Below are 13,237 nucleotides of genomic sequence, written 5' to 3'. Positions count from 1 at the left end.
CGATCTAGAAGCTTACTACTCGGCTTTCAATTCATTCACTTCAAACCTCTGCACTGTAACAACCCGCCTGCTCACCTTCCGCCCTCAGCCCCGAAACCACAAGGGTTGTCACATACTTACGAGCATCTGCTGTCAGCAATAATAACTCCATCGAGCCCTTAGCCGGTTCCCCTCTGACAAACTTTATTCGGGCACCGTCCAAATCCTCTTGGATGCTGGCAATCGTATATCCTTTAAAAAGCAGCCCATCAATCTCCTGCTGTTCTTTGGCATATTCCGCAAAAGCAGACATCAGACAACACCTCCGCTTATTTCCGCCTTGGAAGGAAGAGGAGCCTCCGCTGCAAAACGCTTGCGCTTTAAATATTTTCCCGACCCGGGTTTACCAACAAATTGCTTGTCTCGAATCACAAACTCGCCTCGACTGAGGACGGAAACAGGCTCTCCCTTTACTTCAAAACCCTCAAACGCATTATAATCGACGTTCATATGATGTGTTTCTGCGGAGAGTATTCTTTCTACAGCCGGATCAAAAATAACCAAGTCAGCGTCACTGCCTACCGCGACCGTGCCTTTTTGCGGATACAAGCCAAACAGCTTGGCGCTAGAGGTAGCAATAATGTCTACGAATTTGTTCAATGAGATCCGGCCTTTCTGCACACCTTCCGAATATAGAATCGTAAACCGGTCCTCAATGGTCGGCCCACCGTTCGGGATTTTGGAGAAATCGCCTAGCCCCAGATCCTTTTGTCCTTTGAAATCAAACGAGCACTGGTCAGAGCCAATCGTCTGCAAGCTGCCGCTCCATAGCGCATCCCACAAAACATCCTGATTCCACTGCTCACGCAGGGGCGGAGACCACACGTATTTAGCACCTTCGAAATTAGGCTTTTCCAGCGCCGTCTGATCCAGCACTAAATACTGTGGACAAGTCTCGCCGTAGACGCGCAGTCCCTTTTTACGCGCTTCAGCAATCTTCCAAGCAGCTTCCGCACAGGTCACGTGTACAACATACAGCTGAGAATCTGTCAGTTCGGTTAGATAAGCTGCGCGTCCCGTAGCTTCACCCTCCAGCTCCGGCGGGCGGGTCAGCGCATGAAAGATCGGGTCGGTATTGCCTGCGGCCAAAGCCTGCTCTACAAGATATTCAATGACATCTCCATTCTCCGCATGCACCATAACGAGTGCACCTTCTTTTTTCGCAGCTTGGAGGGTCTTAAAAAGTGTGCCGTCATCCGCCTGAAAAGTATTCTTATAAGCCATAAATACTTTGAGCGAGGTAATGCCTTCATTCTCAATTATCTCCGGAAGCTCACCCAGTACTTTATCGTTTAGTTCTGAGACCATAAGGTGGAAGCTGTAATCAATCACCGCTTTATCCTGCGACTTATGATGCCATGTATCTACGGCTTGCTGTAGCGGTTGTCCTTTGGTGGTTAAGCAAAAATCAATGACTGTGGTCGTTCCGCCATATGCAGCCGCAATGGTTCCCGTCTCGAAATCATCGGCTGTAACCGTGCCGCCAAAAGGCATATCCAGATGCGTATGAGGATCAATGCCTCCAGGAAAAACATAACACCCCGAGGCATCTATAATTTCCGCACCAGGGACATCCAAATGAAGGCCAATCTCCGTAATAACCCCGTTTTCAATCTCCACATCGCCTGTATAAGTATCTGCTGCGGTAACGATGATGCCATTTTTAATAATTTTCTTCATCCTTATACCACCTCCACTTCCGAATAGGAGCCATTCAAGCTACTGATCACCTTCTGCCTTTCATTCCAGGTCAGAGGGGCTGCCCCGGTGTCCACTGGAACCATATCGATCGCGCCGTCTGCTGGACAGACAATTGAACAAAGATTACAACCTACACAATCTTCCTCGCGGACCTGTAGAATAGCTTTCCCATCTGCATTAGTTAACATATCAATACACTGATGTGAAGCATCTTCGCAGGCAATATGGCATTTATTACAGTTAATGCAGTTGTTCTCATTAATACGGGCAACGACCTTATAGTTGAGATCCAGATCACCCCAGTTGGAGTAACGGGATACCGATTTACCGATTAACTCTGTTACGGAAGCCAAACCTTTGTCATCCAAATAGTTGTTCAGGCCATCGATCATTTCCTCCACAATCCGGAAGCCATGATGCATGACCGCTGTACATACTTGAATGCCCGTAGCACCCATCAGCATGAATTCAACAACATCCTGCCAGGTCGAAATCCCTCCAATACCGGAGATAGGAATGCCTACTCCCCGGTCACGGGCACACTCGGCCACCATACTAAGCGCAATTGGTTTCACGGCCGGCCCGCAGTAACCGCCATGCGCACCCTGCCCCCCAACATTCGGAATTGTGTTCCAGCTATGAATATCTACACCAGCAAGACTGTTGATCGTGTTGATCATACTAATCGCGTCCGCTCCACCCTTAACCGCATGGCGGGCAACGACGGTGATATCCGTAATATTAGGCGTCAGCTTCACAATCACCGGGGTCGTTGCAACTTCTTTTACCCAGGTGGTCTGTGCCTGCACCAGATCAGGCTGCTGCCCCGAAGCAGCGCCCATTCCACGCTCAGCCATTCCGTGCGGACAGCCAAAGTTAAGCTCCAGACCGTCTACACCCACATCCTCTACCCGCTTAACAATCTCATGCCATTTATGCTGCGATGGTTCTACCATCAGGGAGGCTATAATCGCATGATTCGGAAATCTTTTCTTCGTTTCATAGATTTCCTTCAGATTAACTTCAAGCGGACGGTCGGTGATCAGTTCAATATTATTAAAGCCCGCAACCCGTTGCCCATTGAAATTTACTGCCGCAAAACGCGATGAGGTATTAATGATCGGATCGCCGAGCGTCTTCCACACCGCCCCGCCCCAACCTGCTTCAAAGGCCCGCTGCACTTGATAACCTGTATTCGTAGGCGGCGCGGAGGCCAGCCAGAACGGATTCGGCGATTGGATTCCTGCGAGATTAATACTTAAATCTGCCATTGTTGTTCCCTCCCTGTCATGAAAAATCCAATTTGATTTCTACGCTCAGCCCGCTGATCTAACAACGACCTCCTGCTGGCCTAAGAATTGTTTAACAATCGCATGGGCTGCATCTTTTCCCTGCTGTGCTGCTGACACAACCATGGCCTCACCCTTACCTGAACCAAAAATAATGTCCCCAGCGGCATAAATCTGCGGATCGGAGGTTTGGCAGGTGACCTCATCCACCTTAACAACCCCACGGTCATGCATAAGACCTAAGGAATCTATTAGATCTAGACGACGCTTTTGACCAATAGCTATTACAACCGCATCTACAGGAATCAAGAACTCAGAACCCTCGATCGGCATAGGTATTGGACGCCCATCTTTGCCCAGCTCCTTCGTCAGCTTCATCTGCATACACTCCAGTGCGGTTACATTCCCAAGCTCATCACCCACGATACGTTTCGGTAAGGTAAGCCAGCTGAACTCCACACCTTCCTGCTTCGCGAATTCATATTCAAAGTCATATGCCGTCATCTCTTCGCGGGTCCGGCGGTAGACCATTTTCACATTGGTGGCTCCCAGCCGCACTGAGCAAGTCGCTGCATCAATAGCCGTATTCCCTGCACCAATGACAGCGACCCGCTGACCCATCAGCTCTAGCAGAGGAATGCCCGTCTTAGTAGATTCTACAAGCGCAATAGCGTCATAAACTCCAGCCATTTTTTCACCTTCAATCCCTATTGGAGGCACATATCCCATACCCGCCGCCAAAACGATAGCATCATAGTTCGACTTCAGCTCATCTACAGAGACATCTACTCCGACTTTTACACCTGTACGTATTTCCACACCCAGCTTCTCTATCTGCTCCACTTCCCAAAGAGATACAGACTGCGGAAGCCGAAACGACACAATCCCATGCGTATCCAGCCCACCCGCTAACGCCTTCGCTTCGTAGATCACAACAGCGAAACCTTCACGGGCGAGTTCCCTAGCCGCAGACAATCCCGCAGGACCTCCACCGATTACGGCTACCTTTTTCCCATTAGGAATGCCAGCCTTAAATAATTGAACTCCGCTGTTCATCGCCCAATCTGTTGCATAACGCTGCAGCAGTCCGATTTGGATCGGCGCCGAGGCATCATTTAACACACAGGCTCCTTCACACAGCTCATCTGTAGGACAAACACGAGCACAGCTGGCACCCACTGGATTGGAATCCATAATCGTCTGTGCCGAGCCTTTCAAATTGTCAGTAGCGATCCGTTTGATAAAGGAGGGAATATTAATGCTGGTCGGACACGCTTTTATACATGGGGCATCGTAGCAATATAGACAGCGATTGGACTCATCCATGGCACCCTTATGGGTCAGAGGCGGCTCAGCCTCGGCGAAATTGCGCCTGAACATATCAGGTGTAAATGCTGTTAACGGAGATGAATGCTCCATCACTAGTCCCTCCTTATGGGTAATTTTTCATATTAGTGTTATATAATATAACATTATTTCAAGTTTTTTCTGAATATTTTGCTTACATCATTGAATTATTGTAGTAATATAAGCATTAACAGAAATTATCTCTCAATATTCTTCCTGATTAGGTTATATATACTAACATTCGTTAATCAAACTATAGTCATTTCGAATTTTCGTTGCATTAGACACTTTGTCTAATTTCAAAACTGTATTTTTTACGTATGAGAATAGGCTGAGAATAACAGGGCATTAGCCGAAGGCCAGAGCACAGAAGATCGAGGGGGAGTAACTATGGACTGGGAGCTTGTATTAACCATTCGTGACGCTTTAAAAAGACCACTATTCGCAGAAGTCGAGGTGATCGGCGGGAAAAGCGGTCTAAGCCGTGCCATTCGCTGGGTGCATGTGCTGGAAAGTGCCAACTTCGAGACTCTGATTCATGGCGAAGAAATGATTTTGACTACGGGGATTGGTGCAAGTGTCGATCTCCCTTCCTCCTTGGAGTTTATGCAGAACCTGATCGACAAAAATGCAGCTTGCCTATGTATTGAGTTAGGTACGTATTTCAGTACCATCCCGCAAGAGATGATCGACTTAGCCGACAGGCATGACTTTCCGCTAATCATCTTCACCCGCACGGTTCGTTTCGTAGATATCACGTTGGATCTTCACTCGATTATCATCAACCGGCATCACCGGATGCTCCAAGAACTTGAAAAAATCTCACGTGAATTCCACCGCCTGACCTTAACTTCACAAGGAACGCTGAAAGTGCTGCAATTATTGTGCAAAAGTACCCGCACACAAATTGTCTATATGCAGCTGCAAGGCAAACCCTTATTTTTTCCGGCACTTCCGCCGGAAGAGCAGGCTCCATTGCTGAATTTTTTCACCGCCTTCGGCGACGAGCTGGAAGGAATTCAACCTGACGCCGCCCCCTATATCCGGGAATATGGACAGAAGACCATCGCGCTCAAGCCTGTAGGTGCGCTGGATCAGACCTGGGCTTACATTCTGATGGTATGCAATCACAAACCACAGGAGTTCGACTGTCTGCTGTTGGATTCCGCCTCTTTGTCCATTGCACAAGAGCTGCTGCGGACGCGGTATATGGAGGAGCGTAAGCTTTTTTCAGAAAATCTATGGGTCGACGAGCTGATCAATGGTCGTATAGAGGATGACAATCGCTTAAAAGGCTTGATCGGTTCCAATTTCAACATGGTCAACGAACTCCCTTACCGTGTATGCCTTATCGAAATCAAGAACCCTAGAGACGTAAAATGGAACAGCTCAGAGAACGAATGGGAATCAATTACCTTCCACCTTTCGCTCATCTTGCGTTCCATTTTCGAAAAATATTCCCTACGTCCGCTGATCACACTCAAGAACAATCGCCTCACCGTCATCGCCCTCGACATTCAATCGAAAATGCCTGGAAAAATGCGGCTTCAGCAAGCACTTGAGGCCCTTCAACATATTCGCTCCGACGAGAAGCTCAAAGATTTGCAGCTGGTCATCGGAGTCAGTAAATCGCATAAGCGCCTAAAACAGGCCTATTCCGGTTATCAAGAAGCTTTGCAAGCTTTGTCTCTATACTCTTGTTATCAGAAGTCACTGCTCTTTTACGATGAGCTTGGCGTATTCCAATTACTACTTAGCCTAAATGATGGGAAAACGTTGCAGAACTTCATTCGCAGTTATCTCGGCCCGCTAATTGACCACGACCAAACCAAAGGCAGCGAGCTGCTGCTTACCCTTCGTGTTTATCTGGATCATGATGGTTCCAAACAAATTGCCGCTCGAAACTTATTCATTGTCAGACAGTCCCTTTATTATCGCCTGGACAAAATAACAGAGCTACTGGGTGAAGACTTCATGCAGCCAGAGAATCGCATCTCCATTCAAGTCGCCCTGCGCGCCTACCAATTTCTATATCCAGACAAAATCACTTTGCCTAGTCCCCGTTCAGCACAGATTTAAAGGTATCGATAATAAATTCTATATCTTCATCCGTGGAGGATAACGGCGGGGCGAGGGTAAGCACATTGTTGAACCCAGCTACGGTATCGCCATTTTTACCGATGATAAGCCCCTTGGACTTACATTCGGCAATAATCCCTTTCACAATATTCAGATCAACCGGCTTCTTACTGACCTTGTCTTCAACCAGCTCAACCCCTGTCACCAAACCAAAGCTGCGGACATCACCCACAAGCTTGTGATCCAGTAACTCGGTGAATGCAGTGTTCAGTCTTTTGCCCAAAAGCTCTGCACGCTCCACCAGCTTCTCCTGCTCGATAATTTCCAGATTGCTTAACGCTAGTGCACACGAAGCCGGATTGCCACCAAAAGTATTCACATGGCGAAAATGCCCATAGTCATCGCTATTGTCCTTAAATACCTCATAGATATCCTTACGAACAGCAGTCGCGGATAAAGGAAGATAAGCGCTAGTCAGTCCCTTAGCCATCGTTACGATGTCAGGCTTCACATTAAAGTTGTGATGACCAAACTTACGTCCAGAACGTCCGAATCCACAAATCACCTCATCCATAATGAGCAACACACCGTGCTTACGGCAGATTTCCTGCACCCGATCCAAATAAACCTGATGCGGTACAATGACCCCACCACCCGTAATTACAGGCTCCATAATCACCGCAGCTACCGTCTCCACGCCTTCCCAGATGATCATATCCTCTATGGACTGTGCACACTGGAGGTTGAATTCTTCTACAGTCTTCCCGGCCGGGCGGCGATAGCTGTCCGGGGGAGCCACATGCAGAAAACCACCCGCCAACGGTTCATATTTATATTTGCGCTGGGCCTGGCCTGTTGCAGATAATGCCCCAAGTGAACTGCCATGGTACCCACGATAACGGGCAATGAATTTATGGCGATAATGCTGGCCGATTTGCTGCTGGTACTGGCGGGCCATTTTGAAAGCAGCCTCATTGGCTTCCGATCCACTATTGGAAAAGAAGATCACGTACTCGTCTCCGAGCCATTCATTCAGCTTCTCCGCCAGCGCAATCGCCGGGAGATGACTTTGTGTCAGAGGAAAATAAGGCAGGGTCAGCAACTGATTGTAAGCAGCTTCCGCCAGCTCCTTGCGCCCGTATCCCACATTTACACACCACAAGCCAGACATCCCATCCAAAAATCGATTGCCCTGTATATCCGTAATCCACGACCCACTCGCCGAGGCGGCAATCATAGGCGGATTCTTTTCACTATAAGGTGTAATGTTGTGCCATAAATATTTCCGATCCTTGTTTACCGCAAGCTCACTATCGTTCCCCAGACTCTGCATAACATTTTCTCCTCTCAGTAGCTCATCTTCTCTAATAACGGGCAGTGATCATCTTTTTACGCGTATAGAACTCCACCCCATCACGCCCATTGGCATGCAGATCTCCATAGAATGATTTCTTATAACCTGAGAAGGGGAAAAAGGCCATGGGCGCAGGCACACCCAGATTCACACCCAACATCCCTGCATCAATCTCTTCCCGGAACTCGCGGATCGCCTTTGCGCTATCTGTATAAATGCACGCCCCATTCGCGAATGGGGACTGATTCGTTACCGCAATCGCTTCACTTAAACTCTTCACACGGATCACAGACAACACCGGTGCAAAAATCTCATCCTTCCAGAGGGTCATTCCCGGCTGTACATGATCAAATATCGTCGGTCCGATAAAATAACCCACACCGCCCACAGCAGCATCTTTCCGCCCATCTCTCACTAACTCGGCTTGTTCAGCTTCACCAGTCTCAATGTAATAAAGAGTCCGATCCTTATTCGACTGGCGAATTACTGGACCCAAAAACACCCCGTCATCAGCACCATTACCAATCTTAAGTTCATCTGCAGCCGCAGCCAGACGACTCACTAGCTCGTCAGCAATATCCTCATGAACCACTACAACCGAGCAAGCCATACACCGCTCACCCGCTGAGCCAAACGCAGCGGCAATTATATTCTTCACCGCATTATCCAGCTCCGCATCAGGTAACACAATCGAGTGATTCTTAGCGCCTGCCAATGCCTGAACCCGCTTCCCCTGCGCCGTCCCCGCCTTATATACATATTCCGCAACCGGCTGCGAACCGACGAACGAAATCGCCTTCACTTCATCATGCTCCAGCAGCCCGTTCACCACCTCATGCGCTCCATGAACCACATTCAGCACACCTGGCGGAAAGCCCGCTTCAGCAAATAATTCAGCTAACCGATTGACCAGCAGAGGCGTACGCTCAGAAGGCTTCAGCACAAAGGTATTCCCGCAAGCAATGGCGAGCGGAAACATCCAGCAAGGAACCATCATCGGAAAATTAAACGGGGCAATCCCCCCGATAACCCCCAATGGATAGCGGTACATCCCGGATTCAATTCCGGTAGCAATATCCGGAAGCTGGCTGCCCATCATCAACGTGGGGATGCCTGCGGCAAATTCCACACACTCAATTCCACGCTGCACCTCACCTTGCGCCTCTTCCAGACTTTTGCCATTCTCCAGCGTAATCAGCAGAGCCAGCTCATGCCAATGCTTTACCAGCAGCTGTTGATATTGAAAAAAGTAGCGGGCGCGACGCGGCACAGCGACCCTTTTCCACGCTTGAAATGCCGCCGCAGCCGCTTCTACCGCCGCACCCAGCTCTTCCTTACTAGAAATGGGCACATAAGCAATCACTTCACCTGTCGCCGGATTATAAACCTCTTCATCTCGCCCGGACGACGATTCTACCCAAGCTCCATTCACATAATTCTTAACTCTTTCAGCCTGCGTTACTAGGAGAGACATAGCTCGCACCTCTTTCTCTGTTTCAGATGCACTGATGGACTGCTGATTATAATAGATGACCGCCAGATCAGGCGGCCATCCACTATAACATTAAGCTCAATTGGTTATTTTGCCGCCATTTCTACGATTTCGTTCGTATAAGCCTCATCTACCTTAACCGGTTCTTTAATGACACCAAATTTAAGCGAAATATCAGCGGTTTGCTGGAACGCCGCCGCATCGGTATATCCCATCTTGGCACTGTCAAAGCCTTCAGGCAGAATCAGCTTGGCAACCTCAGTCATCATTGTCAGCTGATGTTCCTTCGTCGTACTGCCGTCTTCCGCTTGCTTCATCACACTGTCCACGGCAGCTGCAGGATCAGCAATTGCATCTTTCCAGCCCTTCAGGGAGGCACGTACAAACTTTGCTGCAGTCTCTTTATTCTCCGCAAGCCATTCCTTATTCGCGAACAAGTTATCCTCAAGCATTGCAACGCCTTCTGTATTCATGTCGATGACGTTCAGATCCTCAGCCTTAATACCTGACTCCAACACCACTTGGTACTCGTTATAAGTCATCGCTGAGGCCGCATCGATCTGATCGCCCAAGAACTGATCCATCGTGAACCCTTGCTTCGTAAAGCTTAGGTCCTTATTCGGATCGAACTTATATTTATCGAATAACGCTAATAGTTCAAATTCGTTGCCACCCATCCAGTTGCCGACTTTTTTACCCTTAAGATCAGCGGCTGAATTAATGCCAGCAGTTTTTTTGGAGACCAGGACCAATCCGCTCTTTTGATAGATTTGCGCGATCTGCACCAGCGGCATTCCCTCTTCAAGACTCGGCAGCAAGCTGGCTACCCAACCCACACCGATATCTGCGGAGCCACCTGCTACTTGCTGTTCCGGAACAATATCCGGACCTCCCGGCAAAATCTCTACATTCAATCCTTCTTCCTTGTAATATCCTTTATCCTGCGCCACAAAATATCCAGCAAATTGTGCCTGTGGCACCCATTTTAATTGCAGCTTCACTGTAACTGGATCAGCCGCCGGTTCAGCCGTAGCACTTGCCTCAGGAGCTGTAGAAGCTTCAGGGGCAGTCGTAGCTTCGGCTGCCGAGTTATTATTGTTGCCCCCGCAACCCGCCATTAAAGAAACACTTAACATCATCACGATCGCCAACAAACCACCACGAAATTTGCGTTTTTTCCCGTTCATCAATCGAACTCCCCCTATCGTAATTTTGTTTGTAACAAGCAGCACAGTATGGACAATCATCGTGGTGCGTTGTATGCATACAGCCGTGGGCGGTTTCTCTTTTCCCTTCCCACTAGGACCGGATGTAATGATGTTATAGAGCTCATTTACGTTGCGAAGGATGCCACTTGATGAACACTTTCTCAAGCCGCTCAACCACTAGGTAGAAGAGCACGCCGGCAATTGCAGCCAGCACAATACAGGACCAGCCCAGTGGCATTTTGGCAACTTTAATGGAATTGGAGAGCAGGTACCCAAGCCCTTTTGAGGAGAAAAAGAATTCCCCAACAATGGCGCCAATCATACTCGCCGTCGCGTTGATCTTCAGTGCTGTAAATACATAGGGTAAGCTATTACGAATCCGCAGATAACGAAACACTGCCGGTTTACCTGCCGCATAGGAATGCATCAGATCCAGCGCCAATGGATCTATCGCCGCCATGCCTTTATAGGCGTTAATCGCCATCGCCGCCATTGTAGTTGCCATTACTATGGCAATCCGCGAGCCTATCCCATCCCCGAACCACAGATTCATAATGGGCGCGAGGGCGACGATGGGCACAGCATTTAGAGCAGCAACCAAAGTTAAACTTCCACTTCCCCAGCGCGGCCAAGCTGTAGCAGCTAAAGCGATCAGAAATCCGATAGCAGAACCAACCAACATTCCCAGCACAGCCTCAGTAAGGGTGTATCCGGTATAGGATAGCAACATGCTGAAATTATCCCTCATGGTCGTGGCAATTGCTGTGGGCAACGGGAGTTGATACTTTTTCAGATCAAAGATCTTATGAAAGAATTGAAATTCCCATAGTGCAAGAAATAACAGACCTGCCAGTACAGGCAGCAGCACCCCTGTGCTAAATATCCTCTTCAGCATTCGTGAGCCGCCTCGACTCGCCCTACCTTCCGCAGGTTTCGGAACGGCTACAGCATTCTTCTGCGTACCCGTTAATACCGGCTGGGCCACCTCTTTACTAGTAGAGCCTATAAATGAAGCCTCCCGAACGGAGTTGGTTTCCATTAGCGGCTACCTCCTTTCGGTCGAAATTCAGGCTGCCACGGTGCCACCAAACGTTCTATCAGACTGATCAACCAGTAACTTACAATCCCCAACAAAGCGCCGACAATCACCGTAGACCAGAACATGTAGGTATGAGAGCTGCCGTAGTAGAGATTACGCAGCATGATTACGCCAATCCCATGCTGCGCACCCATGAGCTCTACCAGGATAGCACCAGTCACTGCGAGCGGAGCAGCAATCTTAAGCCCTCCGAACAAACCCGGCAGGGCCGCCGGAAATCTGAGTTTCCAATAGACTGCCCACGGCTTCGCAGCGTAAGAATGCATTAATTCCAGCGCGGAAGGATCTACACTTCGCAAGCCACGCAGCATATTGAGAGCCACTGGGAAGAATGTAATATAACCCGAAATAATAATCCGTGAAGTCTGCTCATCTCTCACAATCCCATAAATGATCGGCGCCAGCCCCAGGATCGGAATCATCTGCGAGGCGATAGCGTAGGGGAAAGTTAACTGCTCTATCGTCTTCGACAAGCTCATTAACACCGCCAGTGAAGCACCAGCCGCCGCACCAATCAGGAAGCCAACACCAGCATTGCCAAAGGTGGCAGCCCCCTCCTTCAGAAGCGTGCCACTATACTTCCACAGCGTGGATAGCACCTCATGAACGTAAGGCAACTTGGACTGAGCTAACGGTGTCCCCACTACATGGAGCAGCATCCAGGAGGCTCCTTCCCAAACTAGCAGCAAACCAAATATCCAGACAAACAACGGCAGCAGGCGACCCCGTACAAAGATACTGCCCCCTTTCATCCCTACACCCCTTCAAAGCTGTCGCGAATACTTGCGATCAGCTTGAAAAACTCTGGGCTGTTTCTCATTTCCGCCGTTCGCGGACGTGGCAGAGGAATTTCAACCACAGCGGATAAGCGACCTGGATGTGGGGAAAGAACAAACACCCGGTCAGAGAGGAATATCGACTCAGGAATACTATGTGTTACGAAGACAATCGTGTTCTGCACCTTGCTCCAGACAGATAACAGCTCTTCGTTCAGACGCTCACGTGTAAACTCATCCAGTGCAGAGAACGGTTCATCCATCAGTAGAATTTCCGGCTCCATCGATAGCGCTCTGGCAATCGCTACTCTTTGCTGCATCCCCCCACTAAGCTGCCAAGGGTATTTATCCGCGAAGCTCTGCAAGCCCACTAGATCAAGAAGCTCCAGCGCCCTCTCTTCACGGATCGACTTTTTAACTCCCATCAGTTCCAGCGGCAATGTGATGTTATGCTTCACCTTCCGCCAGTCATACAGCACAGGACTTTGAAAAACAATGCCATATTTCTGCGCCAGCCTTGCCTCTTTAGCACTTTTTCCAGCGACTACAATGTTCCCGCCCGTTGGCGCGATGAGATCGGCCATCAGTCTCAAAAGCGTTGTTTTGCCACATCCTGAAGGTCCGAGCAGTGAGACGAACTCCCCCTTTGCAATATCAAGACTCACTTGATGCAGTGCAAGCACTTCCGCAGCTTCTGCCCTATAGCGCATTTCAACATTTTCCAGCTGAATTTCAGGAATATTTGTCGCGAGTAATGACATCCTCAGCCCCCCCTTATCAAAATAAGCTATGCAATTAATGTTAATTAATCTGACTCACTAGAAAGTGTGTCGAGTTAAAGTCTTCTGTTGTG

At 48.9% G+C, this 13,237-nt stretch carries 11 protein-coding genes; 1 reads left to right on the top strand and 10 read right to left on the bottom strand.

Features of this window, described 5'->3' with window-relative positions:
* Positions 1 to 40: 40 nt before the first annotated feature.
* Genes ACQKMP_RS16755 through ACQKMP_RS16740 form a run of 4 tightly spaced genes read right to left on the bottom strand, consistent with a single transcriptional unit; the run spans position 41 to position 4,448 of the window.
* Positions 41 to 292 carry a hypothetical protein gene (locus tag ACQKMP_RS16755; RefSeq protein WP_042192649.1) on the bottom strand — a complete coding sequence of 84 codons (252 nt, stop codon included), beginning with the start codon at positions 290 to 292 and terminating at the stop codon, positions 41 to 43.
* Positions 292 to 1,719, bottom strand: coding sequence for a dihydropyrimidinase (gene hydA, locus ACQKMP_RS16750; RefSeq protein WP_427470042.1), 1,428 nt, complete (start codon positions 1,717 to 1,719; stop codon positions 292 to 294). The genes ACQKMP_RS16755 and hydA overlap by 1 nt, the downstream gene beginning before the upstream one ends.
* Before the next feature lie 2 nt (positions 1,720 to 1,721).
* Positions 1,722 to 3,011, bottom strand: coding sequence for an NAD-dependent dihydropyrimidine dehydrogenase subunit PreA (gene preA / locus ACQKMP_RS16745; RefSeq protein WP_427470040.1), 1,290 nt, complete (start codon positions 3,009 to 3,011; stop codon positions 1,722 to 1,724).
* 45 nt (positions 3,012 to 3,056) lie between these two features.
* Positions 3,057 to 4,448 (bottom strand): NAD(P)-dependent oxidoreductase, encoded by a 1,392-nt coding sequence (locus ACQKMP_RS16740; protein WP_427470038.1) that lies wholly within the window; start codon positions 4,446 to 4,448, stop codon positions 3,057 to 3,059.
* A 318-nt stretch (positions 4,449 to 4,766) separates the two neighbouring features.
* On the opposite strand from ACQKMP_RS16740, the gene ACQKMP_RS16735 reads away from it, so the two are divergent.
* Positions 4,767 to 6,455, top strand: coding sequence for a PucR family transcriptional regulator (locus ACQKMP_RS16735; protein ID WP_427470036.1), 1,689 nt, complete (start codon positions 4,767 to 4,769; stop codon positions 6,453 to 6,455).
* On the opposite strand, the gene ACQKMP_RS16730 is transcribed toward ACQKMP_RS16735, so the two are convergent.
* The 6 genes from ACQKMP_RS16730 to ACQKMP_RS16705 all read right to left on the bottom strand — a co-directional run bounded on the left by ACQKMP_RS16730 (position 6,430) and on the right by ACQKMP_RS16705 (position 13,145).
* Positions 6,430 to 7,788, bottom strand: a complete 1,359-nt coding sequence (locus ACQKMP_RS16730) for an aspartate aminotransferase family protein (RefSeq protein ID WP_427470034.1) — start codon at positions 7,786 to 7,788, stop codon at positions 6,430 to 6,432. The two genes, ACQKMP_RS16735 and ACQKMP_RS16730, sit on opposite strands and share 26 nt — an antisense overlap.
* Before the next feature lie 31 nt (positions 7,789 to 7,819).
* Entirely contained in the window at positions 7,820 to 9,283 is a 1,464-nt protein-coding gene (locus tag ACQKMP_RS16725; protein ID WP_379424711.1) for a CoA-acylating methylmalonate-semialdehyde dehydrogenase, read from the bottom strand.
* Positions 9,284 to 9,387: 104 nt separating this feature from the next.
* Positions 9,388 to 10,488 (bottom strand): ABC transporter substrate-binding protein, encoded by a 1,101-nt coding sequence (locus ACQKMP_RS16720; RefSeq protein ID WP_427470032.1) that lies wholly within the window; start codon positions 10,486 to 10,488, stop codon positions 9,388 to 9,390.
* Positions 10,489 to 10,630: 142 nt separating this feature from the next.
* Positions 10,631 to 11,548 carry an ABC transporter permease gene (locus tag ACQKMP_RS16715; protein ID WP_427470030.1) on the bottom strand — a complete coding sequence of 306 codons (918 nt, stop codon included), beginning with the start codon at positions 11,546 to 11,548 and terminating at the stop codon, positions 10,631 to 10,633.
* Positions 11,548 to 12,360 carry an ABC transporter permease gene (locus ACQKMP_RS16710; protein WP_427470028.1) on the bottom strand — a complete coding sequence of 271 codons (813 nt, stop codon included), beginning with the start codon at positions 12,358 to 12,360 and terminating at the stop codon, positions 11,548 to 11,550. Before ACQKMP_RS16710 ends, ACQKMP_RS16715 begins: the two co-directional genes overlap by 1 nt.
* Before the next feature lie 2 nt (positions 12,361 to 12,362).
* Positions 12,363 to 13,145: an ABC transporter ATP-binding protein gene (locus ACQKMP_RS16705; RefSeq protein ID WP_427470026.1), complete on the bottom strand. Its 783-nt coding sequence runs from the start codon at positions 13,143 to 13,145 to the stop codon at positions 12,363 to 12,365.
* Between the last annotated feature and the right edge of the window lie 92 nt (positions 13,146 to 13,237).

Origin of the sequence: Paenibacillus sp. NPDC101420 (assembly GCF_050277435.1) — a bacterium.
In the GTDB taxonomy this organism is placed as follows: Bacteria; Bacillota; Bacilli; order Paenibacillales; family Paenibacillaceae; genus Paenibacillus_AQ.
Note: the sequence above shows the minus strand (reverse complement) of the source record. Positions and strands in the feature narration are given on the sequence as shown.

Coding starts and splice junctions, on each gene's coding strand:
- ACQKMP_RS16755 (WP_042192649.1), bottom strand. CDS start 292: ATGTCTGCTTTTGCGGAATATGCCAAAGAACAGCAGGAGATTGATGGG.
- hydA (WP_427470042.1), bottom strand. CDS start 1,719: ATGAAGAAAATTATTAAAAATGGCATCATCGTTACCGCAGCAGATACT.
- preA (WP_427470040.1), bottom strand. CDS start 3,011: ATGGCAGATTTAAGTATTAATCTCGCAGGAATCCAATCGCCGAATCCG.
- ACQKMP_RS16740 (WP_427470038.1), bottom strand. CDS start 4,448: ATGGAGCATTCATCTCCGTTAACAGCATTTACACCTGATATGTTCAGG.
- ACQKMP_RS16735 (WP_427470036.1), top strand. CDS start 4,767: ATGGACTGGGAGCTTGTATTAACCATTCGTGACGCTTTAAAAAGACCA.
- ACQKMP_RS16730 (WP_427470034.1), bottom strand. CDS start 7,788: ATGCAGAGTCTGGGGAACGATAGTGAGCTTGCGGTAAACAAGGATCGG.
- ACQKMP_RS16725 (WP_379424711.1), bottom strand. CDS start 9,283: ATGTCTCTCCTAGTAACGCAGGCTGAAAGAGTTAAGAATTATGTGAAT.
- ACQKMP_RS16720 (WP_427470032.1), bottom strand. CDS start 10,488: ATGAACGGGAAAAAACGCAAATTTCGTGGTGGTTTGTTGGCGATCGTG.
- ACQKMP_RS16715 (WP_427470030.1), bottom strand. CDS start 11,548: ATGGAAACCAACTCCGTTCGGGAGGCTTCATTTATAGGCTCTACTAGT.
- ACQKMP_RS16710 (WP_427470028.1), bottom strand. CDS start 12,360: ATGAAAGGGGGCAGTATCTTTGTACGGGGTCGCCTGCTGCCGTTGTTT.
- ACQKMP_RS16705 (WP_427470026.1), bottom strand. CDS start 13,145: ATGTCATTACTCGCGACAAATATTCCTGAAATTCAGCTGGAAAATGTT.